We start from the raw sequence: 25,440 nt of genomic DNA on the forward strand, positions 1-25,440 counted from the left end.
GAGTCGAGCGCACGGAGCTGCTTGCGGCGCTCGAGCAACCGCCGGTTCTCGGACGTCAGTTGCCGCAGGCGTTCATCTGCCGACAGCTAGGCAGGCCGGGGAAGCCGACGGTCGAAATTCACGAGAAGTGAGCGCCCGCCCATGACACCCTCAGGGGCATGGAAGGCTTCTTGACACCTGATCAGGTATCCGCCCGCACCTCCCGCGCCCTCGCCGCCGCCGTCGCCGCCGGGCGGGAGCTGGGGCTCGACGTGGGTGACGCGAGGGTCATCTACGACGTGTTCTCGGTCGTGGTGCACCTGGCTCCGTCACCCGTGGTGGTCAGGGTGCCTACCGTGCTGCCCTCGTACACCGACGCCGAGTCCCAGGCCGCCCGGCAGCGGCAGGAGCTGGACGTGGTGGGATGGCTCGCGGATCACGGGCATCCGGTGATCCCGCCGAGTCCGCTCGTGCCCCGGGAGCCGGTGACGCGCGACGGGTTCTCGATGACGTTCTGGCAGTTCGTCGAGCTGGACCAGAGCGCCGAGCCCGACTATGTGCGCCACGCCGGCCTGGTCGCCGACCTGCACGCCGCGCTGCGCGCCTACCCGGGCGAGCTGCCGTTCCTGTCGGCGGCCGAACCGCGGTTCGTCACCGACGGGCTCGCCGTGCTCGAAGGCCGCCCCGATCTCCTGGATCCGGCCGATCTCGACCGGGCGCGGCGCGAGTGGGAGGTACTGGAGCCGGTCGTCGGCTCACGCGCGGGGTTCGAGGCCGTGTTCCCCGGCGTCGGGCTCCAGCCGGTCCACGGGGACGCCCCGGCGGCCAACATCGTCTCCGGGCCGGACGGCGCGCTGTACTCCGACTTCGAACTGACCACGCTCGGGCCGGTCGAATGGGATCTGGCGGCCTTCGGCCCCGAGTGCGAGGCCGCGTACGACGCCGCCGCCGGGCGCCTGGGGCTGCGCCGACTGGACCAGGACGTGCTGCGGGTCGTCACCGCGGTGGGCATGTCCCGCGCGGTGGCCTGCCTCGCCCTCGCGCCGCAGCTGCCCCTGCTGGTGGACGCGCTGAAGCCGGCCGTCGAGCAGTGGCGGACGATGCCGTTCGCCGGAGGGCTGGACGCCTGAGGCCTGCCCCACGCGCGACGTCCGCTCACTCGGGCAGCGGGCGGTCGTCGACGATGTGCTTCATGACGAGGGTGGAGTTGAGGCGCTGCACGCCGGGCAGCCGTGCGAGCTGCTGGTCGTAGAGCTGCTGGAAGGCGCCCAGGTCGGTGGTGGCGACGCGCAGCAGGTAGTCGGGGTCGCCGAACAGGCGCTGGGCCTGGAGCACGTGCGGGACGGCGGCCACGGCCTCTTCGAACGCGGAGACCGTGTCGGCGTCCTCCCAGCGGAGGGTGGCGAAGACCAAGGCCTCGAAGTTCAGGCCCACGGCGGCCGGGTCCACCACCGCGCGGTAGCCGCGGATCGCACCTTCGCGTTCGAGATCGCGCAGCCTGCGGTGGCAGGGCGAGACGCTCAGCTTCACGCGTGCGGCCAGCTCGGTGACCGTGAGACGGCCGTCCAGCTGCAGCTCGGTAAGAATTTTCCGGTCCAGGGCATCCATGGAGAAGATTCTGCCCCAGATCCCGCGATCAAGGAGTAAAGAAGGGAACACCTTCGGGCCGAACCGGCCTAGCCTTCCTCTCGCACCACAGCACGTGAGAGGGAACGATCGATGGACACGACCACGCTGGCGGCCTTCTTGGCAGTGGATCTGCTGCTGATATTCACGCCCGGCGCGGACTGGGCCTACGCGATCACGGCGGGCCTGCGGGACCGGTCGGTCGTGCCGGCGGTCGCCGGGCTGGTGGCCGGATACGCGGGGTACACCCTGCTCGCGGTGGCCGGACTGGTGGTGATCGTGGCGAGTTCCGGGACGCTGCTCACCGCGCTGACCGTGGCCGGGGCCGGCTACCTGGTGTGGCTCGGCTGGGGAGTGCTCCGCCGGCCGGCGACCCTGACGGCCTCCGAGGCGGAGGTGAGTACCGAAGGCTCCTCCCGGATGCGGGTCATGCTCAGGGGAATCGGGATCAGCGGCCTGAATCCCAAGGCGCTCCTGCTGTACTTCTCCCTGTTCCCGCAGTTCATCGATCCCGCGGGGGCGTGGCCGGTCGCCGGTCAGACCGGCCTGCTCGGCTCGCTGCACATGACCGCCTGCGCCGTCGTCTACCTCACCGTCGGAGTTCTCGCCCGCACGGTCCTGAGGACCAGGCCCGCCGCGGCCCGGGCGGTGACCCGGATCTCCGGTGCGATGATGATCGTCATCGCCGGGTTCCTGCTCGTGGAACGCCTGGCGGGCTGACGGACCCGAGCATCCGCCCCTGCCGAAGGCAGCGTACGTGGACGAGACGCCCCCGGAGGTGCTCGGCGTCGAGGGCGCCCGGCGGGGCTCGTCGCGACCGGGCCGGGCGATTCAGGGCAGTCCAGGGTGAGGACGTACTCGGCCGGTTCCATCACGGCACCTCCGGTCGGCTGAACTCGCTCATCGCGTCGACGAGCCAGCGCGCCAGGTAGTCGGCGAACGAGGAGCGCGGCAGCAGCCGGTACGTCGGTGCGTCGTCGACCTGCCAGAGCAGTACGGCGACGGGCCCCACCGTGGTCGACATCGCCCGGCCCGGACCGAAGGCCCGGGGATGCAGGTCGAGCGGGCACCCCTTCTCCAGCACCTGCCGGGCGCAGGGGCCACTCAGCTCCAGCGTGGTGCGGTTCGCGGAGACGTCCACGACCGCCCCCGGATCCGACCCCAGCGCGTCCCGCAGCGCGACGGCCCCCGACTCCCACGACGCGGCGGCCTCCTCGGGCGGGGAGAGCACGAGCCATTCGTCGGGGCCCAGCCAGAGGATCGTGCGGGGGCCGGACGCGGCGGTGTCACCACACCGGCGCGGGAGCGGCGCCCCCAGGGCCGTCTCGATCCGGCCGGCCGTCCCGGAGGCGGGGTCGACACGCAGGTTGACCATGGTGAGGAACGGCAGTTCCGTCAGCGTGACGCCGCGTGCGCCGGTGACGGCGGCCTCCCGCATCCGCTCCTCCAGATGGGCCAGGGGGCTCCGGCGCAGCGTCTCGGGGCCTGTCTCAGCCATCACGCTTGGTCCCTTCGGGGTCGTAGAGGACGCAGTCGGTCACCTCGACGGGCACCAGGTCCTCGCCCACCGGGGCGAGCAGGGTCTCGCCGATCCTCGCCCGTCCGCCGACGACGAGGGCGAGGGCGAAGGGGCGGCCGAGTGCCGGGCTGTGGTAGCTGGAGGTGACGTGCCCGAGCATCGGCACCGGCACCCTGTCCAAGGTGACGTCCGGCGCGACGAGTTGGGTGCCCTCGGGGAGCCGGGTCGTGCGGTCGCTCGGGAACAGGCCGACCAGGTGCTTGCGATCGGCGCGGGCGGTGTCGGCGCGGGAGAAGGACCGCTTGCCGATGAACTCCTTCTGCTTCGACACCACCCAGGACATGCCCGCGTCCTGCGGGGTGACCGTGCCGTCGGTGTCCTGCCCGACGATGATGTAGCCCTTCTCGGCCCGCAGGACGTGCATGGTCTCGGTGCCGTACGGGGTGATGCCGTACGGCTGCCCGGCCTCGTGGACCTGCTCCCAGACGGCCAGGCCGTACCACCCCGAGACGTTGATCTCGTAGGCCAGTTCGCCGGAGAAGGAGATCCGGCAGATGCGGGCCGGGACGCCGCAGGCCAGGGTGGTCTCACGGAAGGCCATGAACGGGAACGCCTCGGCGGACAGGTCGACGTCGGGCGCGAGCCGGGCCACGACCTCCCGTGACTTCGGGCCGACGACGGCGATCGTCGACCACTCCTCGGTCACCGACGTGCAGTGGACGTCGAGTTCGGGCCACTCGGTCTGGAGCCACTCCTCCAGCCAGTCCAGGACGCCGGCGGCACCACCCGTCGTGGTGGTCATGAAGTAGCGGTCGTCGTCGAGGCGCAGGGTCACGCCGTCGTCGAAGATCATGCCGTCGGGCTTGCACATGACGCCGTAGCGGGCGGTGCCGGGCTTCAGCTTCTTGAAGGCGTTGGTGTAGATCCGGTTGAGGAACTCGCCCGCGTCCGCGCCCCGGATCTCGATCTTGCCGAGGGTGGAGGCGTCCATGAAGGCCACGCCCTCGCGGGCCGCGCGGCACTCGCGGGCCACGGCGGCGTCCATGTCCTCCCCCGGCCGGGGGTAGTAACGGGGGCGCTTCCACTGCCCGACGTCCTCGAACTCGGCGCCGTGCGCCACGTGCCAGGCGTGCAGGGGCGTGGTCCGCTCCGGGTCGAAGAGGTCCCCGCGTTCCCGCCCGGCCAGGGCGGCGAAGGCGATCGGTGTGTAGGGGGCCCGGTAGGCCGTGGTGCCGATCTCGCCCATCGAGCCCCCGAGGGCCTCGGCGATGACGCCGATCGCGTTGACCCCGGACGTCTTGCCCTGGTCGTTCGCCGTGCCGAGGGACGTGTAGCGCTTGACGTGCTCGACGCCGCGCATGCCCGCGCCGGTGGAGCGCCAGATGTCGGCGACGGTGACGTCCCGCTGGAGGTCGACGAAGTGACGGTCCCAGGTGCCGGATTCGCCATCGGGGCCGGGGACCAGCCACAGCGCGCGGGTCTGGCCGGCGGGGAGCGGCGCGCCCTCTGGCGGTACGGCGGTCGGGAACCCGGCCTCCGTCGCGGCCACCGCGCCCGCCCGGGCCCCCTCGGCACGGCAGCCGTCGACGTCGTACGTCCCGCGCGCCGCACCGACGACCTGCTGGCCGCGCACGGCACCGTCGGGCACGAAGGCCACCAGCGTCTCGTCCCAGCGCAGCCGGCCCTGCCGCTGGCTGTGCAGATGCACCACCGGGCTCCATCCGCCCGAGACGGCGAGCAGGTCGCAGTCGAACCGCTCCGGTGCGCCGGTGAGCCGGCCATCGGTGTCGAGGGCCCGGACGGTGACACCGGTGAGCCTGTGGCCGCCCTCGGTGTCGATCACCGCGCTGCCCGTCAGCACCCGCACACCGGTGGCCCCGGCCAGCTCGGCCGCCCGCCGGGTCGGTTCGGGCCGCGCGTCCACGACGGCCGCGATGTCGATCCCGGCCGCGAGCAGATCGGCGACCGTGTCGTAGGCGCTGTCGTTGGTCGTGCTCACCACGGCCCGCGAACCCGGCGCCACGGCATACCGGTTGAGGTACGTCCGCACGGCCGAGGAGAGCATCACCCCGGGCCGGTCGTTGCCGGCGAAGACCAGCGGACGCTCGTGCGCACCGGTCGCGAGCACCACCTGGCGGGCCCGGATGTGCCAGAGCCGCTGGCGTGAGACCCCCTCGGGGGCGGCTGTTCCCAGGTGGTCGGTGCGGCGCTGGAGGGCGAGCACGTAGTTGTCGTCGTAGGAGCCGAAGGCCGTGGTGCGGGGCAGGACGACGACCTCGGGGGCGGCGTCGAGGGCCGCCCGGACAGCGGCGACCCACGCGGTGTCGGAGCACAGCGAGCCGCCGGGCTCGGGCTGGTCGTCGAGGAGGATCACCCGCGCCCCGGAGCCGGCGGCAGCGGCGGCGGCCGAGAGCCCCGCGGGTCCCGCGCCGACGACCAGGACGTCGGTGTGGGCGTACTTCTTGTCGTGGACGGCGGGGTCCGGGGCCGGGTCGAGCCGGCCCATCCCGGAGAGCGTGGTGGCGGACAGGCCGTCGTACAGCTCCACGGTCGTCGCGGGGAGCATGCCCTCGGAGCAGGAACCGTCCAGCTGCACGAGGGCGTTGGGCTCCTCGACACCGGCGGCGACGATGCCGCGCGGGCGGCCGCGGTAGAGCGAGGGGGCGACTTCGACGAGGCCGTTCGCCAGCATGGCGGAGGCGAGGGTGTCGCCGGGGTGGCCGGTGAGCTCCCGGCCGTCGACGGTGAAGCGCAGCACGGTGCCGCGGTCGACGCGGCCCCCCTGCGGCAGCCGGAAGGGCTGGTCGGTCATCGGGTCCCTCCGGGGCGCGGCTCGTCGAGCCGGTAGGTGGTCAGCACCTCGTGGGTGGCGGTGTCGCGCAGGACGTTGAACCAGCGGCGGCAGCCGGTGCCGTGCATCCAGCGTTCGGCGAAGGGGCCCTTGGGGTTGTCGCGGTAGAAGACGTACGCGGCCCACTGCTCGTCGGAGAGGTCGGCCGGGGTCTCGGGATGGGGGACGTGGGCCTGTCCGCCGTAGTGGTACTCGGTCTCGTCCCGCGGCCCGCACCACGGGCAGGTGATCAGCAGCACGGTGGGGTCCTCCTCAGTGGGCCACGGCCGCCGCGCCGTGTTCGTCGATCAGGGCGCCGGTGGTGAAGCGTTCGAGGGCGAAGGGGGTGTTCAGCGGATGCGGCTCGCCCGTGGCGATGGTGTGCGCGAAGGTCCAGCCGGCGGCCGGGGTGGCCTTGAAACCGCCGGTCCCCCAGCCGCAGTTGACGTACAGGCCCTCCACCGGGGTGCGGCCGATGATCGGCGAGGCGTCCGGGGTGACGTCGACGATGCCGCCCCAGGTGCGCAGCACGTGCGCCCTGGCGAAGACGGGGAAGAGTTCGACGGCGGCGGCCATCTGCCGCTCGATGACGTGGAAGGAGCCGCGCTGGCCGTAGCCGTTGTAGGAGTCGACGCCCGCGCCCATCACCAGCTCGCCCTTGTGGGCCTGGGACACGTAGACGTGCACGTGGTTCGACATGACGACCGTCGGGTGGACCGGCTCGTGGAGCTCCGAGACCAGCGCCTGGAGCGGATGCGACTGCACCGGCAGCCGTACGCCGGCCCGTTCGGCCAGCACGCTGCTGTGCCCGGCGGCGGCGAGGCCGACCCGGCCCGCGTGGATGCGGCCCCGGTTGGTGTCGACGCCCACGACCCGGTCGCCGTCCTTGAGGAAGCCGGTGACCTCGCAGCCCTGGATGAGGTCCACGCCCAGCTCGTCGGCGCGGCGGGCCAGCGCCCAGGCGACATGGTCGTGCTTGGCGATGCCGGCCCGGGGCTGGAAGGTGGCGCCGAGGACCGGATAGCGGGTACGGGGCGAGACGTTGAGGATGGGGCAGACCTTGGCGACCTGGTCGGGGTCGAGCCACTCGGCGTCGACTCCGTTGAGGCGGTTGGCGTTGGCCCGGCGCATGCCCTCGCGGACGTCCTGGAGGGTGTGGGCGAGGTTGAGGACGCCGCGCTGGCTGAACAGGAAGTCGTAGTCCAGTTCCTCGGGGAGCCGCTCCCACAGCTTGAGCGCGTGCTCGTAGATCGCGGCGCTCTCGTCCCAGAGGTAGTTGGAGCGGATGATCGTGGTGTTGCGGGCCATGTTGCCGCCGGCCAGCCAGCCCTTCTCCAGGACGGCGACCTTGGTGATGCCGTGGTTCTTGGCGAGGTAGTAGGCGGTGGCCAGGCCGTGACCGCCCGCGCCGACGATGACGACGTCGTAGGAGGAGCGCGGTTCGGGGTTGCGCCAGAGGAAGTCCGGGTGCTCCGGGAGCGGTCGGGCGGTCATACCGGGGCTCCGTCCAGGTAGAGGGGGAAGGCGGCGGGCCTGTCGACCCGCTCGCGCAGTGCGTCGTCCGGCTGTTCGCCCTTCAGGGCCTCGGCGATGACGTCGGCGACCTCCCGGAACCGCGTGGCGCCGAAGCCGCGGGTGGCCAGGGCCGGGGTGCCGATGCGCAGGCCCGACGACACCGTCGGCGGGCGCGGGTCGAACGGCACGGCGTTGCGGTTGACGGTGATGCCGATGCGGTGCGGCCGGTCCTCGGCCTGCTGTCCTCCATGTCGACGCGCAGGTCGGACTCGCGCACGTGGTAGGGCACGACGTCGTACAGCGTGCCGGAGTAGTCGATCCGCATGCCGTGGGTCAGGTGACCGCCGTGCGCCAGGTCGAGGCCGAGGATCGTGTCGCCCGGCCGGAGCAGGGCGAACATCGCGGCGGCGTTGGCCTGCGCCCCCGAGTGCGGCTGGACGTCCTTGGTGGTGAGGACCGGGCCCCGCGCCTCCATGACCGCGGCCGTGGCGACGTTCTCCGAGGCGATCTCCCGCGTCGACTGCCGGCGGTGCGGCTCGGCCCGTACGGCGGTGGCGACGTCCGGGTCCAGTTCACCGAGCGGGAGGGCGAGGGGGGACGCGAGTGTGCTGGTCGACGGGCTGGTCGCCATGAGTGCACCATCCTGGGAGCCAACTAATGCGCAACTGATATATCAGTCTGTGCGGTACGGTATGGGAGCTCGCCGGACAGGTCAAGGGGGCATTCATGCAGCAGCTGGCGACCGGGCCCATGAGCGGGGATTCCCGGGGCCGAGAGCCCGGCGGCGAGGAGCTGTCCCTCGCCGAGCGCGCCTACCGCGCCATCCGCGACCGCCTCGTCATGCTCGAGATCCGCCCGGGCGCCCCGATCCACGAGGAGCAGCTCGCGCAGTCCCTCGGCGTCGGGCGGACGCCGGTCCGCGAGGCGCTGAAGCGGCTCCAGTACGAGCGCCTGATCACGACCTACCCCCGGCGCGGCACCTTCGCCACCGAGGTCAACATCACCGACCTCGCCCATATCTCCGAGGTGCGCCAGGAACTCGAACCCCTGGCCGCCGCCCTGGCCGCGCGGCGTGCCACGGCGGCGGACCGGACGGTCCTGACGGCCCTGCGGCAGGAGCTGGAGCGCGCGGATCCCGCCCGGCAGGACGCCGGCGAGCTGATGCGCCTGGATCTCCAGGTCCACCGCGCGGTCTACGCCGCCGCGCACAACCCGTACCTGGAGGACACCCTCGTCCGCCACGACAACCTCGCCACCCGCATCTGGTGCCTGTTCCTCGACCGCCTGTCCGACATGGCGGGACACGTCGAGGAGCACGGGCCCCTGATCGAGGCGATCGTCGCGGGTGAGCCGGAGCGGGCGGCGCGGCTCGCCCGAGGCCACGTCGAGGGGTTCGAGCGGGCGATCCGCGCGGCCATCTGAGCGTTCGGGCTGGTCACCGAGGCGCTTCGCGGCAGACGAGCCCCGGCGGGCCGGTAGCGGGACAATCGGGTGCAGGGACTGGTGAGCAGGCAGGGGCGGCACACCCGGAGGCACCGTGCAGGGACGCGTACCGGAGGACTTGGCGTTCGTCGTCGACGCCGGTGGAGCGATCACGGTGTGGAGCGACGGGGCCCGCCGCCTGCTCGGCTACGAACCCGCCGAGCTCGTGGGCAGGCCCGTCGACGACCTGCTCGCCGCCCGTCTCCCGGAGTCCACGCGGCGGCACACGGCCGAGGGCCGACCGTGGGCCGGGGAGGTGGCGCTGCGGCACCGCGACGGCAACCGGGTCGTGGTCCGGTTGCGGGGGACGCCGCTGCTGGACGCCGAGGGCGGCCGGCTCTGGCTCGTGACCGGCACCGTGCCGGTGTACCCGGGCGCGCGGGGCGAGCACGGGGCCCCGCCCCTGTGGGACCTCACCCTCGCCCAGCTCCCCGTACCCGTGGCGGTCTACGACCGGGACGCCCGGCTGGTGGGCGCCAACGAGATCATGACCGAGGTGATGGGCAGGTCCGAGGAGGAGATGAAGGGCCTGACCCTGTGGGAGATCGAGCCGAACCCGCCCTTCGACACCTACGACCGCCTCCAGCGGGAGGTCCTGCGCACCGGCGAGATGATCTTCTACGAGGAGCACGGCAAGGCCCCGGGCGAGATCCGGCCGCACGCCTGGTCCATGTTCATGTCGCCGCTGAAGGACGAGGCGGGCGTGGTCCAGGGCATGTCGGCGACCGTGTTCGACACGACCGAGCAGTACTGGGCCCGGCGCCGGCTGGCGGTGCTCAACGAGGCCAGTCTGCGCATCGGAAGCACCCTGGACGTGACCCGGACGGCCGAGGAGATGGCGGAGGTGGCCGTCACCGGGGGATTCGCGGACTTCGTCACCGTGGATCTGCTGGAGTCCGTCGCCCGGGGCGATGAGCCGGGACCTCTGCCGACACGCACGCCGGCCGTCGTGCGGCGCACCGCCCAGCGATCGGTGCTGGAGGGCTGCCCGGAGTCGGTGGTGGCCACGGGCGACACGATCGGCTACCCGGTGGGGACGTTGCCGCTGCGGGTCCTGGCCGCCGCGCGGGGCGCCCGGCACCGGCCCGGGGATCCGGAGCTGCTGGAGTGGCTCGAGTCCTCCCCCGCCCGCGCCCAGACCGTGACCAGGTACCTGATCCACTCGGTGATGATGGTGCCGCTGCGCGCCCGCGGCGTGACCCTGGGCCTGGTGCACTTCCTGCGCCACCGCACCCCGGACTCCTTCAGCGAGGACGACCTGCTGCTCGCGGAGGACATCGTCGCCAGGGCCGCGGTCAGTGTGGACAACGCCCGCCGTTTCACCCGGGAACGCCGCACGGCCCTGGCGCTCCAGCGCAGCCTGCTGCCCGAGCGGCTCCCGGAGCTGGCGGCGATGGACATCGCCTACCGCTATCTGCCCACCGGGACCGGTGCGGACATCGGCGGCGACTGGTTCGACGTCATCCCGCTGTCCGGTGCCCGTGTGGCCCTGGTCGTGGGCGACGTGGTGGGCCACGGCATCCAGGCGTCGGCCACGATGGGCCGGCTGCGGACCGCCGTACGCACGCTCGCCGACGTCGATCTCGCCCCCGACGAGCTCCTCACCCAGCTGGACGACCTCGTCATCCGGCTCGACCGGGAGGAGGGCCCGGAGGTGCGCGGGGAGCAGGAGGCGTCGGGGCAGATCGGCGCCACCTGCCTGTACGCCGTGTACGACCCGGTGTCCCGCCGCTGCACCATGGCCCGCGCCGGGCATCCGCCGCCCGCCCTGGTCACGCCCGACGGCAGCGTCCGGTTCGTGGACCTGCCGGCCGGGCCGCCGCTGGGCCTGGGCGGCCTTCCGTTCGAGGCCGCCGAGGTGCAGCTGGAGGAGAACAGCCTGCTCGCCCTCTACACCGACGGTCTGATCGAGGCGCCCGGCCACGACATCGAGGTCGGGATCGCCCTGCTGCGCCAGGCATTGAACGGCCCCGCGGTGACGCTCGAGGAGACCTGCGAGCAGGTGCTGAGCACGCTGCTGACCGGCCGGCCCGCCGATGACGACGTCGTGCTGATGCTGGCGCGCACGGCCGTGCTCGACGCCGGCCAGGTCCGCACCTGGCAGCTGCCACCGGACCCCGCGGCCGTGGCCCGGGCCCGCAAGATGGCGGGCGAGCAGCTGGCCGAATGGGGCCTGACGGAGGCGGAGTTCGCCACCGAACTGATCGTCAGCGAACTGGTCACCAACGCGCTGCGGTACGGCGGCGCCCCCATCGAGCTGCGGCTGATCCGCGACTCGACCCTCATCTGCGAGGTGTCCGACGGCAGCAGCACCGCCCCGCATCTGCGCCGGGCCCGGGTCTTCGACGAGGGCGGCCGGGGACTGCTGCTCGTCGCCCAGCTCGCCGAACGGTGGGGCAGCCGCCAGACGGCGACGGGCAAGACCATCTGGGCGGAACAGGACCTGCCGACCGGAGTGTGAGCCTGAACACGCGTGCCGACCATGTCCGGCTCAGGGCGGGCATGTTCCCCGCCGTCCGGTACGGGCGCGGTGTCCGAAGCGGCATGCCCGCAGGTGGCAGGGGTACTCCGACGATCTTGCAAGCCGGCCTGCGGGCCTTACATCATCGGAAGGAGAACCGTGTCTGACGAGACGGCGAAGAACATCTTCGTGATCGGGCTCGACGAGGCCAACCTGCCCACGCTCCAGCAGGTCCCGGGAGCCGACAAGCTGCGTTTTCACCAGTTGCTGACGATCGAGGAGCTCCAGGTCGGTGAAGTGGACCTGCCCAAGCTGCTCGAGAAGGCTCAGGGCGTGCTCGACGCGTTCGACGGGAGCATCGACGCGATCGTCGGCTACTGGGACTTCCCGGTCAGCACCCTCGTCCCGATGCTGAGCGAACGGTACGGCACCCGCAGCACCAGCCTGGAGTCGGTCGTCAAGTGCGAGCACAAGTACTGGAGCCGGCTGGAGCAGCAGAAGGCCACTGACCGGCACCCGCCCTTCGGCCAGGTCGACCTGTCGGCCGAACCGCCGCGGCCGCCGGAAGACGTGACCTTCCCGATGTGGCTCAAGCCCGCCCTCTCGTACTCCTCCGAACTCGCCTTCGGAGTGGATGACGAGGAGGAGTTCAGCAAGGCGGTCGCCGAGATCCGCGCAGGCATATCCCGCATCGGCCGCCCCTTCGAGCACGTCCTCGAGCGCATCGACCTGCCGCCGGAGATGAACGGCGTGGGCGGCCGGGTCTGTCTCGCGGAGGGGGCCATGTCCGGCGTCCAGGTGGCCGTCGAGGGCTACGTCCACCAGGGCGAAGTGACCGTCTACGGCGTGCTGGACTCCATCCAGTACCCGGACTCCCCGTGCTTCCTGCGCCACCAGTACCCCTCGATGCTGCCGCCCCCGGTCATCGCGCGACTGCACGACGTCAGCGAGCGGGTGATGCGGCAGATCGGGATGGACTCGGCCACCTTCAGCATCGAGTACTTCTACGATCCGCGGACCCAGGAGATCAACCTGCTGGAGATCAACCCCCGGCACTCCCAGTCGCACGCGGAGCTGTTCCAGTACGTCGACGGCGTGCCCAACCACCACTGCATGGTCCGCCTCGCCCTCGGCGAGGACCCGCACATGCCGCACCGCGAGGGCGAATACGCGATGGCCGCGAAGTGGTACCACCGCTGGTTCACCGACGGTGTGGTGCGCCGGGTGCCGAGCGCCGAGGAGATCGCCCGCATCGAGCGGGAGACCCCGGGGGTGCGCATCGAGGTGATCCCCGCACAGGGCGACCGGCTCTCGGACCTCCCCGGGCAGGACAGCTACAGCTACGAGCTGGCACACATCTACACCGGCGGGGCAGACGAGGCGGAGCTGCGGGAGAAGTTCGACCATTGCGTGGCCGCCCTGGGCCTGGCCTTCGAGGACGCCCCGGCCGAGGCCGACGCCACGCGTTAGTGAGGAGCACGTCACTTCCATGCGTTACGTGACAAATTTGCCGTACGAGACGAAGGAAGAAGAGCACGTCACGATCCCGATGTCCGACGGGGTCCGGCTCTCCGCGCACATCTGGCGCCCCACCTCCTCGGACCAGGAGCCGGTGCCGGCGGTGCTGGAGTACATCCCGTACCGCAAGCGCGACCTGACGGCCGTACGGGACTCGATCCACCACCCCTATCTCGCCGGGCACGGCTACGCCTGCGTCCGTGTCGACCTGCGCGGCACCGGCGACTCGGAGGGCGTGCTGCGCGACGAGTACCTGGAACGGGAGCAGGCGGACGCCGAGGAGATCCTGGCCTGGCTGGCGGAGCAGCCCTGGTGCGACGGCGGCACGGGCATGATGGGCATCTCCTGGGGTGCGTTCGCCGCACTCCAGGTGGCGGCTCGACAGCCGCCGTCCCTGAAGGCCATCGCCATCGCGTCGTTCACCGACGACCGGCACGCCGACGACATGCACTACATGGGCGGCGCCCTGCTGTCGGACAACCTGGCCGAGGCGGGCACCATGTTCGCCTACGGCACCTGCCCGCCCGATCCGGCCGTGGTCGGCGATCGCTGGCGCGAGATGTGGCACGAGCGGCTGGAGAACACCGAGCCGTGGGTGCTGGAGTGGCTGCGCCACCAGCGGCGCGACGACTACTGGCGGCACGCCTCGGTGTGCGAGGACTACACGAGCGTGCGCTGCCCGGTGCTGGCCTCCAGCGGCTGGGCGGACGGCTACTCCAACGCCGTGACCCGGCTGCTGGGGAACCTGGACGTGCCCCGCAAGGGGCTGATCGGGCCCTGGTCGCACAAGTTCCCTCACCTCGGGGAGCCCGGTCCCGCGATCGGCTACCTCCAGGAGCTGGTGCGGTGGTGGGACCACTGGCTCAAGGGCGTCGACAACGGCGTCATGGACGGCCCCATGCTGCTGGCGTGGATGCAGGACAGCGTGCCGCCTTCCACGTCCTACGAGGAGCGGCCGGGCCGCTGGGTCGGCGAGCCGGACTGGCCGTCGCCGCACATCCGGTCCGAGACGCACCCGCTCACGCGGCACACGATCGGACCCGCGCGGGACGCCACGGCTGCGCCCTGCGAGGGCGGCGCGGCCATGACGGTGCGCTCGCCGCTGTCCGTCGGCCAGTTCGCGGGCAAGTGGGCCTCCTACAACGCTCCCCCGGACCTTCCCTACGACCAGCGGGAGGAGGACGGCGGTTCGCTCGTCTTCGACAGCGAGCCGCTGACCGAGCCGGTGGAGATCCTCGGCTCGCCGAGCGTGGAGCTCGACCTGTCGGTCAGCGAGCCGGTGGCCCTGGTGGCGGCGCGGCTGTCCGACGTGAGCCCCGACGGCTCCGCGACGCGCGTCTCGTACGGCATCCTGAACCTGACCCGCCGTGACAGCACCGAGTCTCCCGAGCCGTTGGAGCCGGGCCGGCGCTACCGGGCCACCATCCCGCTCAACGGTGTGGCGCAGGCGTTCCCGCCGGGCCACCGCATCCGGCTGTCACTGTCGACGTCCTACTGGCCGCTGGCCTGGCCGGCGCCCAAGCCTGCCCTGCTCAGCGTCCACGAGCACTCCAGCACGCTCACCCTGCCGGTGCGGCCGGTGGAGGAGCCGGACGAGGTGCCGTCGTCGCCCTTCGGCGAACCCGAGGGCACTCCCCCGCTCGCCACGACCCAGGTGACGCCCCCGGAGGAGCGCTGGGACGTCAAGCGGGATCTGATCGACTACCGCTCCGAGCTGGACATCGTGAAGGACCGGGGCACGGTCCGCTTCGAGGACATCGGCCTGGAGGCCGACCGGCGCGCCCATGAGCGCTACACGGCGGTCGCCGACGACTTCACCTCGGTCGGTGGCGAGACCACGTGGACCATGCGGTTCCGGCGGGACGACTGGGACGCCCGGGTGGTCACCCACACCCGGCTCACGTGCGACGAGACGGACTTCTTCGTCGACGCGACCCTCGACGCCTACGAGGCCGACCGGCGGGTCTTCTCGCGCACCTGGAACGAGAAGGTCCCCCGCGACCTGTTGTAGTGCGTGTCACCGCAGCAGGGCGGCGCACCAGCGGAAGTGCCCGTCGTGCGGGCCCGTGCCGAAGAGGTCGTACGTGATGAGGGCGTAGGCCTTCCGGTAGAGGTCCAGGACCTCTTCGGCATGGCCCAGTTCGCGGGCGAACAGACGGGTCAGCTCGGCGGTGTGGTGCGCGGCGTCGGGTCCGTACATGTCCCAGACGGCGGCCGTGACGGCGGCCTCGAAGGCGGGGTCGCCGGCGGTGGTGCAGAACCCGAAGTCGAGGACGGCGACCGGGTGCCCGCCCTCGTCCAGGTGGATGTTGGGCGGCACCAGGTCGCCGTGGACGACGCTCTCGGGCCGGTCGGGCAGCGCCCGCAGCGAGGCGGCGGTACGGGACACGACGCCGGCCAGTTGCGGTACCTGCGCGGCGAGGGCGTCCCGGTTGCGGCCGACGGCCCTTTCCACGAGGGCGGCGAGCGCGTCGGAGAAGCGGGAGTGGCCCTGCCACAGCGGCCGGTCGTCGCCCTGGACCACCAGGCGCCGCATGACCTCGCTGCCCGGCACGGAGGCCAGTGCGCGCAGGACGGTGAGCAGGGCGTCGGTCTCCCGGCGGGGCAGGTCACGGGCGGGCCGCCTGCCGTCTCCGTCGGAGCGCAACGGGCGTCCGCCGAGCTCCAGTTCATAGCTGACGAGCACCCCGTCGTACTCCTCGGCGTCGAGGATCCTCGGCGTGCCGAAGGGCAGGGGGTGCCGGGCGATGTCGGCGTAGAGCCGTCGGGTGAGGTCGAAGTTCTCGGGTGCCCGCCCGGTCCACACCTTCGCGACGGTCCCGTCCCGGAGCCGGTAGACGGTCCCTTCCATGCCGGAGGCGAGCCGCCGGGCGCCGGGGTATCCGCGCCGGGCGAAGTACTCGACCCAGCGCTCGGGCCCGTGCGCGTCGGTCTCGGTCATGCCCGGCATTCAATCAGCGTCCGTGATCAGGTTCCCGGCCGGGCGGCAGGGGCGCGGGGCGGTCGTGGATCTCGATCTCGGCGTGCCGGACGAAGTCGTCGACGAGACGGCCGAACAGCCCGGCCAGCCGTCCCAGGTCCTCGGACGACCAGGCGGCGAGGGTGGCCTCCATGCCCCGGCGGCGCACCTCGCGCATGCGCTCGACCGCGTCCAGTCCTGCATCGGTGAGCTGGACGCGCTGGGCGCGCCGGTCGTCCGGGTCCGGGACGCGGACGACGTGGCCGGCCTGCTCCAGCTGCCGCAGCTGCCGGGTGACGTGGGACGCCTCCACCGACAGCCGGACGGCGAGGACCCCGGGGCGCAGCGGCTCGCTCTCGGCGATGTGCCGCAGGATCGCCACGGCGGCCCGGTCCAGGGACAGGCCCGACTCCGCCATCAGACGCTCGTGCTGCCGGGACCGGCCCGCCAGGTAGGTGATCCGGGCGAGGGCTCGCTCGATCTCGACCGTGGCCGAACGGGCGGGATCCTCGCGGGGGTGCGGCGTGGACATGTGACCACCCTAAAGGCGCTTGCCTAAGTCAAGCAATATGTAAAGTTGCTTGACTTCGGCAACGGACTCCTGCTTGCCTAAGTCAAGCAATCCCGCTCCCCGTCAGCACGGAGTCACGTCCATGTCCCACACCCTTGCCCGCCGCCGCCAGGCCGGCCCCTCCGCCCCGAGCAGACCGAACGGCGTCGTCGCCGTGCTCGCCCTCGCCGGGATCGTGGTCTCGCTGATGCAGACCCTGGTCATCCCGATCGTTCCCGAGCTGCCGAACTACCTCGACGCCTCGGCGGCGAACGCCGCGTGGGCGGTCACCGCCACCCTGCTGGCCGCCGCCGTCGCCACCCCGGTCGTCGGGCGCCTCGGCGACATGTTCGGCAAGCGCCGCCTGCTCCTGGTCAGCATCGTGCTGCTGGTGTCCGGATCGGTGGTCTGCGCGCTGAGCGACTCGCTCGTCCCGATGATCGTGGGCCGGACGCTCCAGGGCCTGTCGGCGGCGGTCGTCCCGCTCGGCATCAGCATCATGCGCGACGTGCTGCCCGCCGAGCGGCTGGCCGGCTCCACCGCCCTGATGAGCGCCTCCCTCGGGGTGGGCGGCGCGCTCGGACTGCCCGCGGCCGCCTTCATCGCCGACCACTACGACTGGCACATGCTGTTCTGGATCTCCGCCGTCCTCGGTGTCGTGGCCCTCGCGCTCGTCGCGCTGGTCGTGCCCGAGTCGACGGTCCGCACCGGCGGCAGCTTCGACCTGCTCGGCTCCCTCGGCCTGTCCACCGCGCTGGTGTCCCTGCTGCTGGCCGTCTCCAAGGGCGGCGACTGGGGCTGGACCAGCGGCACGACCCTGGGGCTGTTCACCGGCGCGGCCGTGGTCTTCCTCGCCTGGGGCCGGTACGAACTGCGCACCGACCGGCCGCTGGTGGACCTGCGCACCACAGCCCGCCGCCAGGTGCTGTTCACCAATCTCGCCTCGGTCGCCCTCGGCTTCTCGATGTTCGCCATGTCGCTCGTGCTGCCGCAGGTCCTCCAGCTGCCCGAGCAGACCGGCTACGGCCTGGGCAGGTCGATGCTGGCCGTCGGCCTGATCCTGGCGCCGCAGGGCCTGGTCATGATGGCCATGTCCGCCGTGTCCGCGGGCATCACCAGGGCCAAGGGGCCGAAGGTCACGCTGATGATCGGCGCTCTCGTCGTGGCCGCCGGGTACGGCCTGAGCATCGTGCTGATGTCCGAGGTCTGGCACATCGTGCTCGTGGCCTGCGTCATCGGCGGCGGTGTCGGCTTCGCCTACGGCGCCATGCCCGCCCTGATCATGAGCGCGGTGCCCGCCTCCGAGACGGCCGCGGCCAACAGCCTCAACACCCTGATGCGCTCCATGGGCACGTCGTTCGCCAGCGCCCTCGCCGGCGTCATCCTGGCGCAGCTGACCACCGACTTCGGCGGCCACGCCCTGCCCTCCGAGAACGGCTTCAAGTCGGTCATGGCCCTCGGCGCCGGCTCGGCCGTCCTCGCCTTCGCGCTCGCCTCCTTCCTCCCGCGCCAACGGACCGCCGCCGAAGGCGCGGAATCCGCCGACGCGCAAGCCTGAACCACCCTCCTGCCCCCCCCCGAGAGAGGTACCTCCATGTCTCCGTCTCCCTCCACCACCAGGTCCGTCGTCGCCAACCTGCTGCTCTGGGCCTTCTTCGGTGCCGGTCTGGCCGTAGCCCTCGGCGCCGGTGCCGTCCTCGACGGCACGCCGCAGGACGTGGCCACGATCACCGGGTCCGCCGTCGCGCTCGTCACCGGTACGCGTCTCGCCAGGAAGCCGGGGATCTCCGCCTTCCTGGCCAGGCCCGGCACGCTGTGGTTCCTGTTCCTGTTCAACGGCGGCGCGGCCACGGCGATGTACGTCGCCCTGGACGGGGTGAAGGGCACCGCCGCCGCTGCCGCGATGGGCCTGGTCTCGCTCGGCGCGGCGGGCGGGATCGTCGCACGGCGCCGCAGAGTGGTTTGTCCGTAGGCACGGCGCCGCGGAGTGGCCTGTCCGTAGGCACGGCGCCGCGGAGTGGCCTGTCCGTAGGCACGGCGCCGCGGAGTGGCCTGTCCGTAGGCACGGCCGAGGACCACCGTCCCTCGTGCGACGTGGGCCAGGTCCGCTTCACGTCAAGGAGCCGCCCGGACGATACCGGCCCGCTCCGCTTCCCCACCGGTGGACCAGTTCTTCCACCGCCTCCGCGTCGACTCCGGCCTTCGAAAGTCCCATCCCGCCGGAGAATCCCCCACCGCACCTCACGAGGAGATGCCATGTCCGATGTCCCGTCCTGCCCCGTCACCGGTGCTTCCGGGCCGCTGCCCGAGTATCCGCTGCCGCGGGCGGCCGAGTGCCCGCTCGCCCCTGCCCCGGCCGCGCAGGAGCTGCGGGCCGAGAATCCGATCACGCGCGTGCGGATCTGGAACGGCAGCACGCCCTGGCTGGTCACCCGGCATGCCGACCAGCGGGCCCTGCTGCCGGACCCGCGTGTCAGCGACGACGACCTCGACCCCGGCTTCCCGTACGTCAACGCGCACCGGGCGGAGATCGCGCCGGTCACACCCCGGCTCATCACCAACACCGACGCCCCGGAGCACACGCGGCTGCGGCGGACCGTCAACGGTCCGTTCGTGGTCAAGCGGATCGAGAAGATGCGGGAGCCGGTCCGGAAGATCGTCGACGAGCTCGTCGACCGGATGCTGGACGGCCCCAACCCGGTCGATCTGCTCCAGGCGTTCGCCCTGCCGGTGCCGTCGCTGGTGATCGCCGAGCTGCTCGGGGTGCCGTACGCGGACCATGACTTCTTCCAGCGCAGCAGCAGCCTGGTGCTGGACGGGGCGGCTCCGCCGGAGGAGGCCCGGCGGGCCGGCGGCGAACTGGCCGCCTACCTCGACGAGTTGATCAAGCGGAAGACGGCCGACCCGGGCGAGGACGTGCTGTCGGAGATGGCCGGCCGGGTGCGGGCCGGGGAGATGGCGCACACCGAGGCCGTGCACATGGGCGTCGCCATGCTGATCGCCGGTCACGAGACCACGGCGACGATGATCAGCCTCGGCACCATCGCCCTGCTCCAGCACCCCGCCCAGCTCGCCCTGCTGCGCGGGAGCGACGACCCGAAGCTGATCGCCAACGCCGTGGACGAGGTGCTGCGTTACCTGTCCATCGTCCAGACCGGCGTGCGCCGTGTCGCCAAGGACGACATCGAGATCGGCGACGTCGTCATCCGCAAGGGCGACGGCATCATCTTCGACCTGCACGCCGCGAACTGGGACCCGGAGGTCTTCCCCGAGGCCGAACGGCTCGACCTCACCCGCCCGGCCCGGGTCCACCAGGCGTTCGGCTACGGCCCCCACCAGTGTCTGGGCCAGAACCTGGCCCGGCTGGAACTCCAGGTCGTCTACGGCACCCTCTACCGCCGCATCCCCACCCTGCGGCTCGCGGTGCCCGTCGAGGAGCTGGAGTTCGACCACACCGGGACCACCTACGGCGTGCACGGCCTGCCGGTGGCCTGGTGACCCCTCCCACCCCCACTGATTCCCCCACCGAGAGAACCGGGATGACAAGCATGCGTGTGGAACTGGACGTACCGAAGTGCGTGGCGTCGGGCCAGTGCGTGATGGCCGCCCCCGGCGTCTTCGACCAGCGCGACGACGACGGCGTCGCGATTCTGCTGGAGGAGAGGCCGGGCGAGGACCTGCTCGACGATGTGCGCGAGGCCGTGGCCGTCTGCCCGGCCGCGGCGATCCGGCTGGTGGAGCGGTGAGGCACGTCGTGGTCGTCGGCGCCTCGGCCGCGGGGCTCGCGGCGGCCGAGACGCTCCGCCGGACGGGCTTCGACGGCACGCTGACCCTGGTCGGCGACGAACCGCACGCCCCCTACGACCGGCCCCCGCTGTCCAAGCAGATCCTCTCCGGCGCATGGACCACCGGGCAGCTCCCCCTGCGCCCCCAGGCCGACCTCGACGCACTCGGCCTCGACCTGCGGCTCGCAACGGCGGCGACGGGCCTCGACCTGACGGACCGTACAGTGCGGCTGGCCGACGGCTCGGACCTGCGCTACGACGGGTTGATCGTGGCCACGGGCGTCCGGCCCCGGCGGCTGCCCGGTGACCGGGGCGCGCATGTGCTGCGCACCCTGGACGACGCCCTCGCGCTGCGCGAGCGGCTGCGGCCCGGCCGCCGTCTGGTCGTGGTGGGCGCCGGGTTCCTCGGTGCCGAGGCCGCCGCGGTGGCCCGGGGGCTGGGCGCGCGGGTGACCCTGCTGGAACCGGCTCCCGTGCCGCTGGCCCACGCCGTCGGCACCGAGGTCGGCCGGCTGCTCAGCCGGACGCACCTCGACCACGGCGTGGAACTGCGGACCGGCGTCACCGTGACCGGGGTGACCGACGGCGGCGTGCGGGTGGCCGGCGGCGAAGTGGTCGGGGCCGACGAGGTCCTGGTCGCCGTCGGTTCGCTCCCCAACACCGAGTGGCTGGCGGACAGCGGGCTGCCGGTCGGCGACGGCGTGCTGTGCGACGCGTACTGCCAGGCGGCGCCGGGTGTCTACGCGGCCGGTGACGTGGCCCGCTGGGACAACCCGCTGTTCGGGACGTCGATGCGGATCGAGCACCGCACCCACGCCGCCGAGCAGGGCATGGCCGCCGCCCGCAACCTGCTCGCCGCGCCGGCGGACCGCCGGCCGTTCGCGCCGGTGCCCTACTTCTGGTCGGACCAGTACGGCACGAGGATCCAGGCGTACGGCTTGCTGCGCGGACACGACGAAGTCGCCGTCGTGGAAGGGGACCTGGCCGAGCGGCGGTTCGTGGCCGCGTACCGCAGGGGTGACCGGCTGACCGGCGCCCTGGCGATGGGCATGCCGCCCAGGGATGTGCGCGCCTGGCGGCAGGCCGTCGCCGGCGGAGCGGCCTGGCGGGAGGCGGTTCAGGCCGCGGCGGCCTGAGCCGTACGCCGGGCGGGAGCGGACAGGTGTACCGCTCCCGCCTTGTGGCCCTCCCCCTACGGCGGCGGATACTGGGGGACTCGCGATAGGGACCGGTTCCCGACCACCGTCACCGCCAGGAGGAACTCATGAGGAGGAACTCATGACCGTGCGCACAGGACGTGTCGAACTGACCCCCGCCGCCGAGGAGATGCTGCGGCGGCTGACCGGGACGCACGGTCCGGTGATGTTCCACCAGTCCGGCGGCTGCTGCGACGGCAGCGCCCCGATGTGCTACCCGCGCGGCGAGTTCCGGGTCGGCGCCTCGGACATCCTGCTGGGGCACGTGGCCGGGGACACCCCGTTCTGGATGAGCGCGGACCAGTTCACGTACTGGTCGCACACCCATCTCACCGTGGATGTGGTCCCCGGCCGGGGCAGCGGCTTCTCCCTGGAGGCCCCGGAGGGCGTCCGCTTCCTGCTCCGCTCCCGCCTGCTCACCGACGAGGAACTGCGCCACCTCGAGTCGGAGCCGCCACTGCCGAACGGGGCGGACCACAGCGCCTAGGTGTGCTGGCCATAACGTTGGTGACGCCCCACGTCGATGTTGACCTTCGAGTTGGTTGAAGCTCAATGATGGCGAGGTGCCAAATTCTGAGCTGATGCCCATCGGGGTCTTTGCCCAGCGCAGTGGTCTGACCTCCAGCGCGTTGCGGTTCTACGCCGACTCCGGGCTGCTGCCCCCTGCCGAAGTAGACCCGGTCTCGGGCTACCGCTACTACGGCGCTGACCAGGTGGCGCGGGCGACCGCGCTGCGTCAGCTCCGCGAGATCGCCATGCCCCTCGCTGCGGTCGAGGCGGTTCTCGACGCCGGGGCCGACGAGGCAGCGCGGCTGCTCGACGAGCATGTTGCCAAGATCGTCGATGACGCGGCGACGGCTCGGCAGAAGGCTGCTGTCATCAAGTCCGCGCTCGGCGGCAACGTGCTCGGTCTGCTGATCGCCACGTTGAAGGGGCCCGTGCTGGCGGATGCGGTCGATCAGGTCCTGACCGCGACCGCGCACGAGCCGGGGATGGCGGTGCTTGCTGGCTTGCCATCGGGCAAGCCGTTACCGAAGGCCGAACGGGCAACACTCTTTCCGCCCGCCGCAAGCTCCTGAACCTGTGGTCGGCGATCGGCGTCACCGGCGACCCGCTGCACCGTTGCTCACTCGCCCACTACCTGGCGGACCTCTACGAAGATCCCGCCCAGGCCCTCGCCTGGGACGTCCGGGCCCTGGACGCTGCGGACGCCGTGACCGAGCAGCGCGTCCAGGAGCACCACGCCAGCCTCCACATCGCCGGGTTCTACCCCTCCCTCCACCTCAACCTGGCCGACAACTACCGCCGACTCGGGTCCTTCGATGCGGCCACCGAGCACATCAACGCGGCCAAAGAGCACGCGCCCAACCTCCCACAGGACGCATACGGTGCCCTCCTGCGCACCGCCCTCGACGAGGTGGCAGAGGCCATCTCCCGGCGGGATATCACCAAGCGGCCCTCCGCACCTGGTCCCACTGCATGACGCACCGGAACGCGCCCCTCACCGTCGAGGGGCGCCGTCGACTGGTCGAGCGTTGCCGGACGAGGCCGATCGCGCATGTCGCAGCCGAGATGGGGGTGTCCCGGGCGTGCGCTTCGAAGTGGGTCAATCGCTATCGGGCCCGCGCCTGGCTGGCCGCCCACGGGATCACACGCATCGAACGGCTCGTGACAGACAACGGCGCCTGCTGTCGAGCCGAGAGCTTCACCCGGGCCCTCCTCGGCGCCAGGCACCAGCGCATCGCGCCCAACACGCCACGCCACGCCACAACGGCAAAGTCGAGCGATACAACATCCTGGCCGAAGAGTTCCTCTATGCCCGGACGTGGACGTCGGAAGCCCAACGCGCCAACCTCCTGGGCCGGTGGATTGTCCACTACAACTACCACCGCCCGCACACCACGCTCGGAGACCAACCACCCGCAGCTCGACTACCGGGCGGCGTCACCAACGTCATGACCTCCTACACCTAGAGGTTGACCCGTATTACCTGGCACAGGCTGCCTGACAAGGCGCTGATTGCCCAGCACGCCCCTGCTCAGTCGTTTCAGATGAGGTTCGGCCTGAGCGGGACCTGCGTGATCGGCTAGGGTCTTCGTCTTGGGCTTGGCCCTGATCGGGTCCAGCGGACATAGAGGAGGGTGGCCGTGGCTGTCCCGTGGGAGATAGTGATTTCGACCGCGGGTGGTGTAGCCGCCACGGTCGTCGGTGTCTTCGCAGGTGGTGTTGTCGGACGGCGTGGTCAGAACGAGCAGTGGGTCCGGGACAATCGGACAGCCACGTATGCGACCTTCCTGCGGGAGTTCGTCGCGGTTGAGATCGAGCTTCGTACGGCGTTCCTCGCGGACCGGCCCCACAGGCTTGACTGGGCGCCGTGGAACGCGGCGTTGGTCGCGCTCAGTCTGGTCGCTACGCGGGAGGTGGCGGCAGCAGCCGCGGAGTTGACCGGCGCGGTGGGGCGTTTCGCGGAACTGGTCGCCCGCTCCCCGAAGACCCGCGAGGACCTGCGGGAGGTCCAGGAGGCGCTCGCCGCAGGTCAGCTGCGGTTCGTGAACGCGGCCCGCTCGTCCTTGAACGGCTCACAGGCGCCGCTCGACTGGCAACTCGGAGGACCACCGGCCTGGGCGATGACCGAGCCGTATGCTCCTGAGTCGGCGGCCGAAGGTTCCGCCTAGAAGCTGTCCGTATGGGGTGTGAGTTATCCGGTGAGGGCCAGGTTGTGCAGCCGGGCGATGCCGAGCATGGCCTGATGAACGCCGTTGCCCTTGAGTCCGCAGTCGCGCAGGATCTTCCAGTTCTTCAGCCGGGACAGCGCGTGTTCCACCCGGGCTCGGGCTCGGCGATGAACGGTGTTCCCCGCCTCCGGCTGCGGGCTGAGACGCATCTGGCCACGCCGTTTGCGGTGCGGGATGAGTAGGCCGGTTCCCTGGTAACCGCCATCGGCGATGACCGGGGCTCCGCGGCAGGACCGGTTGACACCAGACTCCGTGAACGCCCGGCAGTCATTGCGATTGCCGGGCAGCGGGAGGCCGATCGCCACGACCAGGCGGCTGTTGGCGTCGATGACGACCTGCAGGTTGGTCGAGTACCGATAGTTCTTGCTGGAGGCGGCGACGCTGCGGTCACGGGTGGGCACCAGGGTGCCGTCGACGATGTAGACAGTGTCCTTGCGCGGTCGCGGCGCTGGCGAGATGGCCAACAGCGGTGCAAGGTGATCGAGGATGCGATCAGCCGCAGATTTCGAGACCCCGAACAACGGTGCCACCTGCCGCAACGTGAGGTTCGTGCGCCAATACGTCGCCACCAGCAGCACCCGGTCCGCCAGCGTCAGCCGCCAAGGCCGACCCCGCTGAACTTCGCCACCACGACGCCGCACCAAAGCCACCAGCCTGGCGAACTGAACCTCGGTCAACCCGGAGAACGGCTCGATCCACTTCGGATCATCCGCTGAGATCACCCCACCCATGCCCGGCAAACGCACCAACCGCGACACCGGTTACGGGACAACCTCTAGGGTGGGCCCATGTACACGTCCCGGGTCTCCGGCCATGTCGACGCTCCCCGTGCCGCTGTCTACCGGGCGCTGCTGAGCGCGGAGGCGATCGCGCGCTGGCGGGTGCCGACCGGGATGCGCGCCGAGGTGCACGAGTTCGACGCCCGCGAGGGCGGCGGGTTCCGTGTCTCGCTCACCTACGAAGCAGCGGACGCCTCCGGGAAGTCGGCCGCGCACACCGACACCTACCACGGGCACTTCGCGCGGCTGGTGCCGGACGAGCAGGTGGTCGAGGTGCTCGAGTTCGAGACGGCCGACCCCGCGCTGGGCGGCGCCATGACGCTGACGACCACGCTCACCGACGCCGAAGGCGGCGGCACCGACGTCCTCATGGTCCACGAGGGCCTCCCCGACGCCGTGCCCGCCGCCGACAACGAGACGGGCACGCGCATGGCCCTGGCGAACCTGGCCCGGCTCGTCGAGGCCGACGGCCCCTTCTGAACCGACGGCCCCTTCCGAGCGGCGGG

At 71.7% G+C, this 25,440-nt stretch carries 23 protein-coding genes and 4 pseudogenes; 18 read left to right on the plus strand and 9 right to left on the minus strand.

Going from position 1 to position 25,440, the window contains the following annotated elements:
* The first annotated feature begins 170 nt into the window (after positions 1-170).
* On the plus strand, positions 171-1,109 hold the full coding sequence (locus tag QOL88_RS04735) for an aminoglycoside phosphotransferase family protein (protein WP_257027505.1): 939 nt from the start codon (positions 171-173) through the stop codon (positions 1,107-1,109).
* Positions 1,110-1,134: 25 nt separating this feature from the next.
* Here QOL88_RS04735 and QOL88_RS04740 read toward each other — a convergent pair whose 3' ends face one another.
* On the minus strand, positions 1,135-1,587 hold the full coding sequence (locus tag QOL88_RS04740; RefSeq protein WP_097215225.1) for an Lrp/AsnC family transcriptional regulator: 453 nt from the start codon (positions 1,585-1,587) through the stop codon (positions 1,135-1,137).
* Positions 1,588-1,698: 111 nt separating this feature from the next.
* On the opposite strand from QOL88_RS04740, the gene QOL88_RS04745 reads away from it, so the two are divergent.
* Positions 1,699-2,325 (plus strand): LysE family translocator, encoded by a 627-nt coding sequence (locus QOL88_RS04745; protein WP_097215226.1) that lies wholly within the window; start codon positions 1,699-1,701, stop codon positions 2,323-2,325.
* Positions 2,326-2,476: 151 nt separating this feature from the next.
* Here QOL88_RS04745 and QOL88_RS04750 read toward each other — a convergent pair whose 3' ends face one another.
* From QOL88_RS04750 to QOL88_RS04770, 5 genes and pseudogenes are all read right to left on the minus strand, one after another.
* On the minus strand, positions 2,477-3,103 hold the full coding sequence (locus QOL88_RS04750) for a sarcosine oxidase subunit gamma (RefSeq protein WP_097215227.1): 627 nt from the start codon (positions 3,101-3,103) through the stop codon (positions 2,477-2,479).
* The gene (locus QOL88_RS04755) at positions 3,096-5,936 is read right to left on the minus strand and encodes a sarcosine oxidase subunit alpha family protein (protein ID WP_097215228.1); all 2,841 of its coding nucleotides are present in this window, start codon (positions 5,934-5,936) and stop codon (positions 3,096-3,098) included. Before QOL88_RS04755 ends, QOL88_RS04750 begins: the two co-directional genes overlap by 8 nt.
* Entirely contained in the window at positions 5,933-6,214 is a 282-nt protein-coding gene (locus tag QOL88_RS04760) for a sarcosine oxidase subunit delta (RefSeq protein WP_031102929.1), read from the minus strand. Before QOL88_RS04760 ends, QOL88_RS04755 begins: the two co-directional genes overlap by 4 nt.
* 13 nt (positions 6,215-6,227) lie before the next feature.
* Positions 6,228-7,448 (minus strand): sarcosine oxidase subunit beta family protein, encoded by a 1,221-nt coding sequence (locus QOL88_RS04765; RefSeq protein WP_097215229.1) that lies wholly within the window; start codon positions 7,446-7,448, stop codon positions 6,228-6,230.
* Positions 7,445-8,100, minus strand: a pseudogene (locus QOL88_RS04770) (PLP-dependent aminotransferase family protein). Before QOL88_RS04770 ends, QOL88_RS04765 begins: the two are co-directional and overlap by 4 nt.
* Before the next feature lie 95 nt (positions 8,101-8,195).
* Here QOL88_RS04770 and QOL88_RS04775 point away from each other — a divergent pair.
* From QOL88_RS04775 to QOL88_RS04790, 4 genes are all read left to right on the plus strand, one after another.
* Complete coding sequence (locus QOL88_RS04775) at positions 8,196-8,891, plus strand: GntR family transcriptional regulator (protein WP_179878771.1); 696 nt, start codon at positions 8,196-8,198, stop codon at positions 8,889-8,891.
* A gap of 115 nt (positions 8,892-9,006) precedes the next feature.
* Entirely contained in the window at positions 9,007-11,412 is a 2,406-nt protein-coding gene (locus tag QOL88_RS04780; protein WP_097215230.1) for a SpoIIE family protein phosphatase, read from the plus strand.
* Positions 11,413-11,571: 159 nt separating this feature from the next.
* Positions 11,572-12,882 carry an ATP-grasp domain-containing protein gene (locus tag QOL88_RS04785; protein WP_257027507.1) on the plus strand — a complete coding sequence of 437 codons (1,311 nt, stop codon included), beginning with the start codon at positions 11,572-11,574 and terminating at the stop codon, positions 12,880-12,882.
* A 19-nt stretch (positions 12,883-12,901) separates the two neighbouring features.
* Positions 12,902-14,941, plus strand: a complete 2,040-nt coding sequence (locus tag QOL88_RS04790; RefSeq protein ID WP_097215231.1) for a CocE/NonD family hydrolase — start codon at positions 12,902-12,904, stop codon at positions 14,939-14,941.
* A 6-nt stretch (positions 14,942-14,947) separates the two neighbouring features.
* Here QOL88_RS04790 and QOL88_RS04795 read toward each other — a convergent pair whose 3' ends face one another.
* Positions 14,948-15,871 (minus strand): phosphotransferase family protein, encoded by a 924-nt coding sequence (locus QOL88_RS04795; RefSeq protein ID WP_097215232.1) that lies wholly within the window; start codon positions 15,869-15,871, stop codon positions 14,948-14,950.
* 13 nt (positions 15,872-15,884) lie between these two features.
* Positions 15,885-16,421, minus strand: coding sequence for a MarR family winged helix-turn-helix transcriptional regulator (locus QOL88_RS04800; protein WP_097215233.1), 537 nt, complete (start codon positions 16,419-16,421; stop codon positions 15,885-15,887).
* Positions 16,422-16,542: 121 nt separating this feature from the next.
* On the opposite strand from QOL88_RS04800, the gene QOL88_RS04805 reads away from it, so the two are divergent.
* From QOL88_RS04805 to QOL88_RS04855, 11 genes and pseudogenes are all read left to right on the plus strand, one after another.
* Positions 16,543-17,997 carry an MFS transporter gene (locus QOL88_RS04805; protein ID WP_097215234.1) on the plus strand — a complete coding sequence of 485 codons (1,455 nt, stop codon included), beginning with the start codon at positions 16,543-16,545 and terminating at the stop codon, positions 17,995-17,997.
* A gap of 36 nt (positions 17,998-18,033) precedes the next feature.
* Positions 18,034-18,411 (plus strand): hypothetical protein, encoded by a 378-nt coding sequence (locus QOL88_RS04810; protein ID WP_097215235.1) that lies wholly within the window; start codon positions 18,034-18,036, stop codon positions 18,409-18,411.
* A 284-nt stretch (positions 18,412-18,695) separates the two neighbouring features.
* Positions 18,696-19,937: a cytochrome P450 gene (locus tag QOL88_RS04815; RefSeq protein WP_097215236.1), complete on the plus strand. Its 1,242-nt coding sequence runs from the start codon at positions 18,696-18,698 to the stop codon at positions 19,935-19,937.
* A 50-nt stretch (positions 19,938-19,987) separates the two neighbouring features.
* Positions 19,988-20,185 carry a ferredoxin gene (locus QOL88_RS04820; protein WP_097215237.1) on the plus strand — a complete coding sequence of 66 codons (198 nt, stop codon included), beginning with the start codon at positions 19,988-19,990 and terminating at the stop codon, positions 20,183-20,185.
* Positions 20,182-21,360 (plus strand): NAD(P)/FAD-dependent oxidoreductase, encoded by a 1,179-nt coding sequence (locus QOL88_RS04825; RefSeq protein WP_179878772.1) that lies wholly within the window; start codon positions 20,182-20,184, stop codon positions 21,358-21,360. Before QOL88_RS04820 ends, QOL88_RS04825 begins: the two co-directional genes overlap by 4 nt.
* A gap of 142 nt (positions 21,361-21,502) precedes the next feature.
* The gene (locus QOL88_RS04830; protein WP_097215238.1) at positions 21,503-21,907 is read left to right on the plus strand and encodes a DUF779 domain-containing protein; all 405 of its coding nucleotides are present in this window, start codon (positions 21,503-21,505) and stop codon (positions 21,905-21,907) included.
* Between the two features lie 76 nt (positions 21,908-21,983).
* A pseudogene (locus tag QOL88_RS04835) lies at positions 21,984-22,433 on the plus strand (MerR family transcriptional regulator); the annotation flags it as partial.
* Between the two features lie 2 nt (positions 22,434-22,435).
* The gene (locus QOL88_RS04840) at positions 22,436-22,903 is read left to right on the plus strand and encodes a hypothetical protein (RefSeq protein WP_097215239.1); all 468 of its coding nucleotides are present in this window, start codon (positions 22,436-22,438) and stop codon (positions 22,901-22,903) included.
* Positions 22,900-23,043, plus strand: a pseudogene (locus QOL88_RS38795) (helix-turn-helix domain-containing protein); the annotation flags it as partial. The gene QOL88_RS04840 and the pseudogene QOL88_RS38795, both read left to right, overlap by 4 nt.
* Positions 23,038-23,393 (plus strand): annotated as a pseudogene (locus QOL88_RS04850) (integrase core domain-containing protein); the annotation flags it as partial. The pseudogenes QOL88_RS38795 and QOL88_RS04850, both read left to right, overlap by 6 nt.
* Before the next feature lie 174 nt (positions 23,394-23,567).
* Positions 23,568-24,095: a hypothetical protein gene (locus QOL88_RS04855; RefSeq protein WP_097215240.1), complete on the plus strand. Its 528-nt coding sequence runs from the start codon at positions 23,568-23,570 to the stop codon at positions 24,093-24,095.
* A gap of 23 nt (positions 24,096-24,118) precedes the next feature.
* Here the strand turns inward: QOL88_RS04855 and QOL88_RS04860 are convergent, their stop codons facing one another.
* Positions 24,119-24,886 carry a transposase gene (locus tag QOL88_RS04860; RefSeq protein ID WP_097215241.1) on the minus strand — a complete coding sequence of 256 codons (768 nt, stop codon included), beginning with the start codon at positions 24,884-24,886 and terminating at the stop codon, positions 24,119-24,121.
* 57 nt (positions 24,887-24,943) lie between these two features.
* Here QOL88_RS04860 and QOL88_RS04865 point away from each other — a divergent pair, with 57 nt between their 5' ends.
* A complete protein-coding gene (locus QOL88_RS04865; protein WP_097215242.1) occupies positions 24,944-25,414 on the plus strand; it encodes an SRPBCC domain-containing protein in 471 nt (156 codons plus the stop codon).
* Positions 25,415-25,440: the final 26 nt, after the last annotated feature.

The sequence above is a fragment of the Streptomyces sp. Ag82_O1-12 genome (genome assembly GCF_900182715.1).
GTDB lineage: Bacteria > Actinomycetota > Actinomycetes > Streptomycetales > Streptomycetaceae > Streptomyces > Streptomyces massasporeus.

Bases quoted from the DNA above. Each gene is read 5' to 3' on its own strand.
- QOL88_RS04815 (WP_097215236.1), top strand. From the start codon at position 18,696: ATGTCCGATGTCCCGTCCTGCCCCGTCACCGGTGCTTCCGGGCCGCTG.
- QOL88_RS04740 (WP_097215225.1), bottom strand. From the start codon at position 1,587: ATGGATGCCCTGGACCGGAAAATTCTTACCGAGCTGCAGCTGGACGGC.
- QOL88_RS04755 (WP_097215228.1), bottom strand. From the start codon at position 5,936: ATGACCGACCAGCCCTTCCGGCTGCCGCAGGGGGGCCGCGTCGACCGC.
- QOL88_RS04745 (WP_097215226.1), top strand. From the start codon at position 1,699: ATGGACACGACCACGCTGGCGGCCTTCTTGGCAGTGGATCTGCTGCTG.
- QOL88_RS04830 (WP_097215238.1), top strand. From the start codon at position 21,503: ATGACCGTGCGCACAGGACGTGTCGAACTGACCCCCGCCGCCGAGGAG.
- QOL88_RS04775 (WP_179878771.1), top strand. From the start codon at position 8,196: ATGCAGCAGCTGGCGACCGGGCCCATGAGCGGGGATTCCCGGGGCCGA.
- QOL88_RS04800 (WP_097215233.1), bottom strand. From the start codon at position 16,421: ATGTCCACGCCGCACCCCCGCGAGGATCCCGCCCGTTCGGCCACGGTC.
- QOL88_RS04765 (WP_097215229.1), bottom strand. From the start codon at position 7,448: ATGACCGCCCGACCGCTCCCGGAGCACCCGGACTTCCTCTGGCGCAAC.
- QOL88_RS04790 (WP_097215231.1), top strand. From the start codon at position 12,902: ATGCGTTACGTGACAAATTTGCCGTACGAGACGAAGGAAGAAGAGCAC.
- QOL88_RS04820 (WP_097215237.1), top strand. From the start codon at position 19,988: ATGCGTGTGGAACTGGACGTACCGAAGTGCGTGGCGTCGGGCCAGTGC.
- QOL88_RS04750 (WP_097215227.1), bottom strand. From the start codon at position 3,103: ATGGCTGAGACAGGCCCCGAGACGCTGCGCCGGAGCCCCCTGGCCCAT.
- QOL88_RS04860 (WP_097215241.1), bottom strand. From the start codon at position 24,886: ATGGGTGGGGTGATCTCAGCGGATGATCCGAAGTGGATCGAGCCGTTC.
- QOL88_RS04795 (WP_097215232.1), bottom strand. From the start codon at position 15,871: ATGACCGAGACCGACGCGCACGGGCCCGAGCGCTGGGTCGAGTACTTC.
- QOL88_RS04865 (WP_097215242.1), top strand. From the start codon at position 24,944: ATGTACACGTCCCGGGTCTCCGGCCATGTCGACGCTCCCCGTGCCGCT.
- QOL88_RS04805 (WP_097215234.1), top strand. From the start codon at position 16,543: ATGTCCCACACCCTTGCCCGCCGCCGCCAGGCCGGCCCCTCCGCCCCG.
- QOL88_RS04810 (WP_097215235.1), top strand. From the start codon at position 18,034: ATGTCTCCGTCTCCCTCCACCACCAGGTCCGTCGTCGCCAACCTGCTG.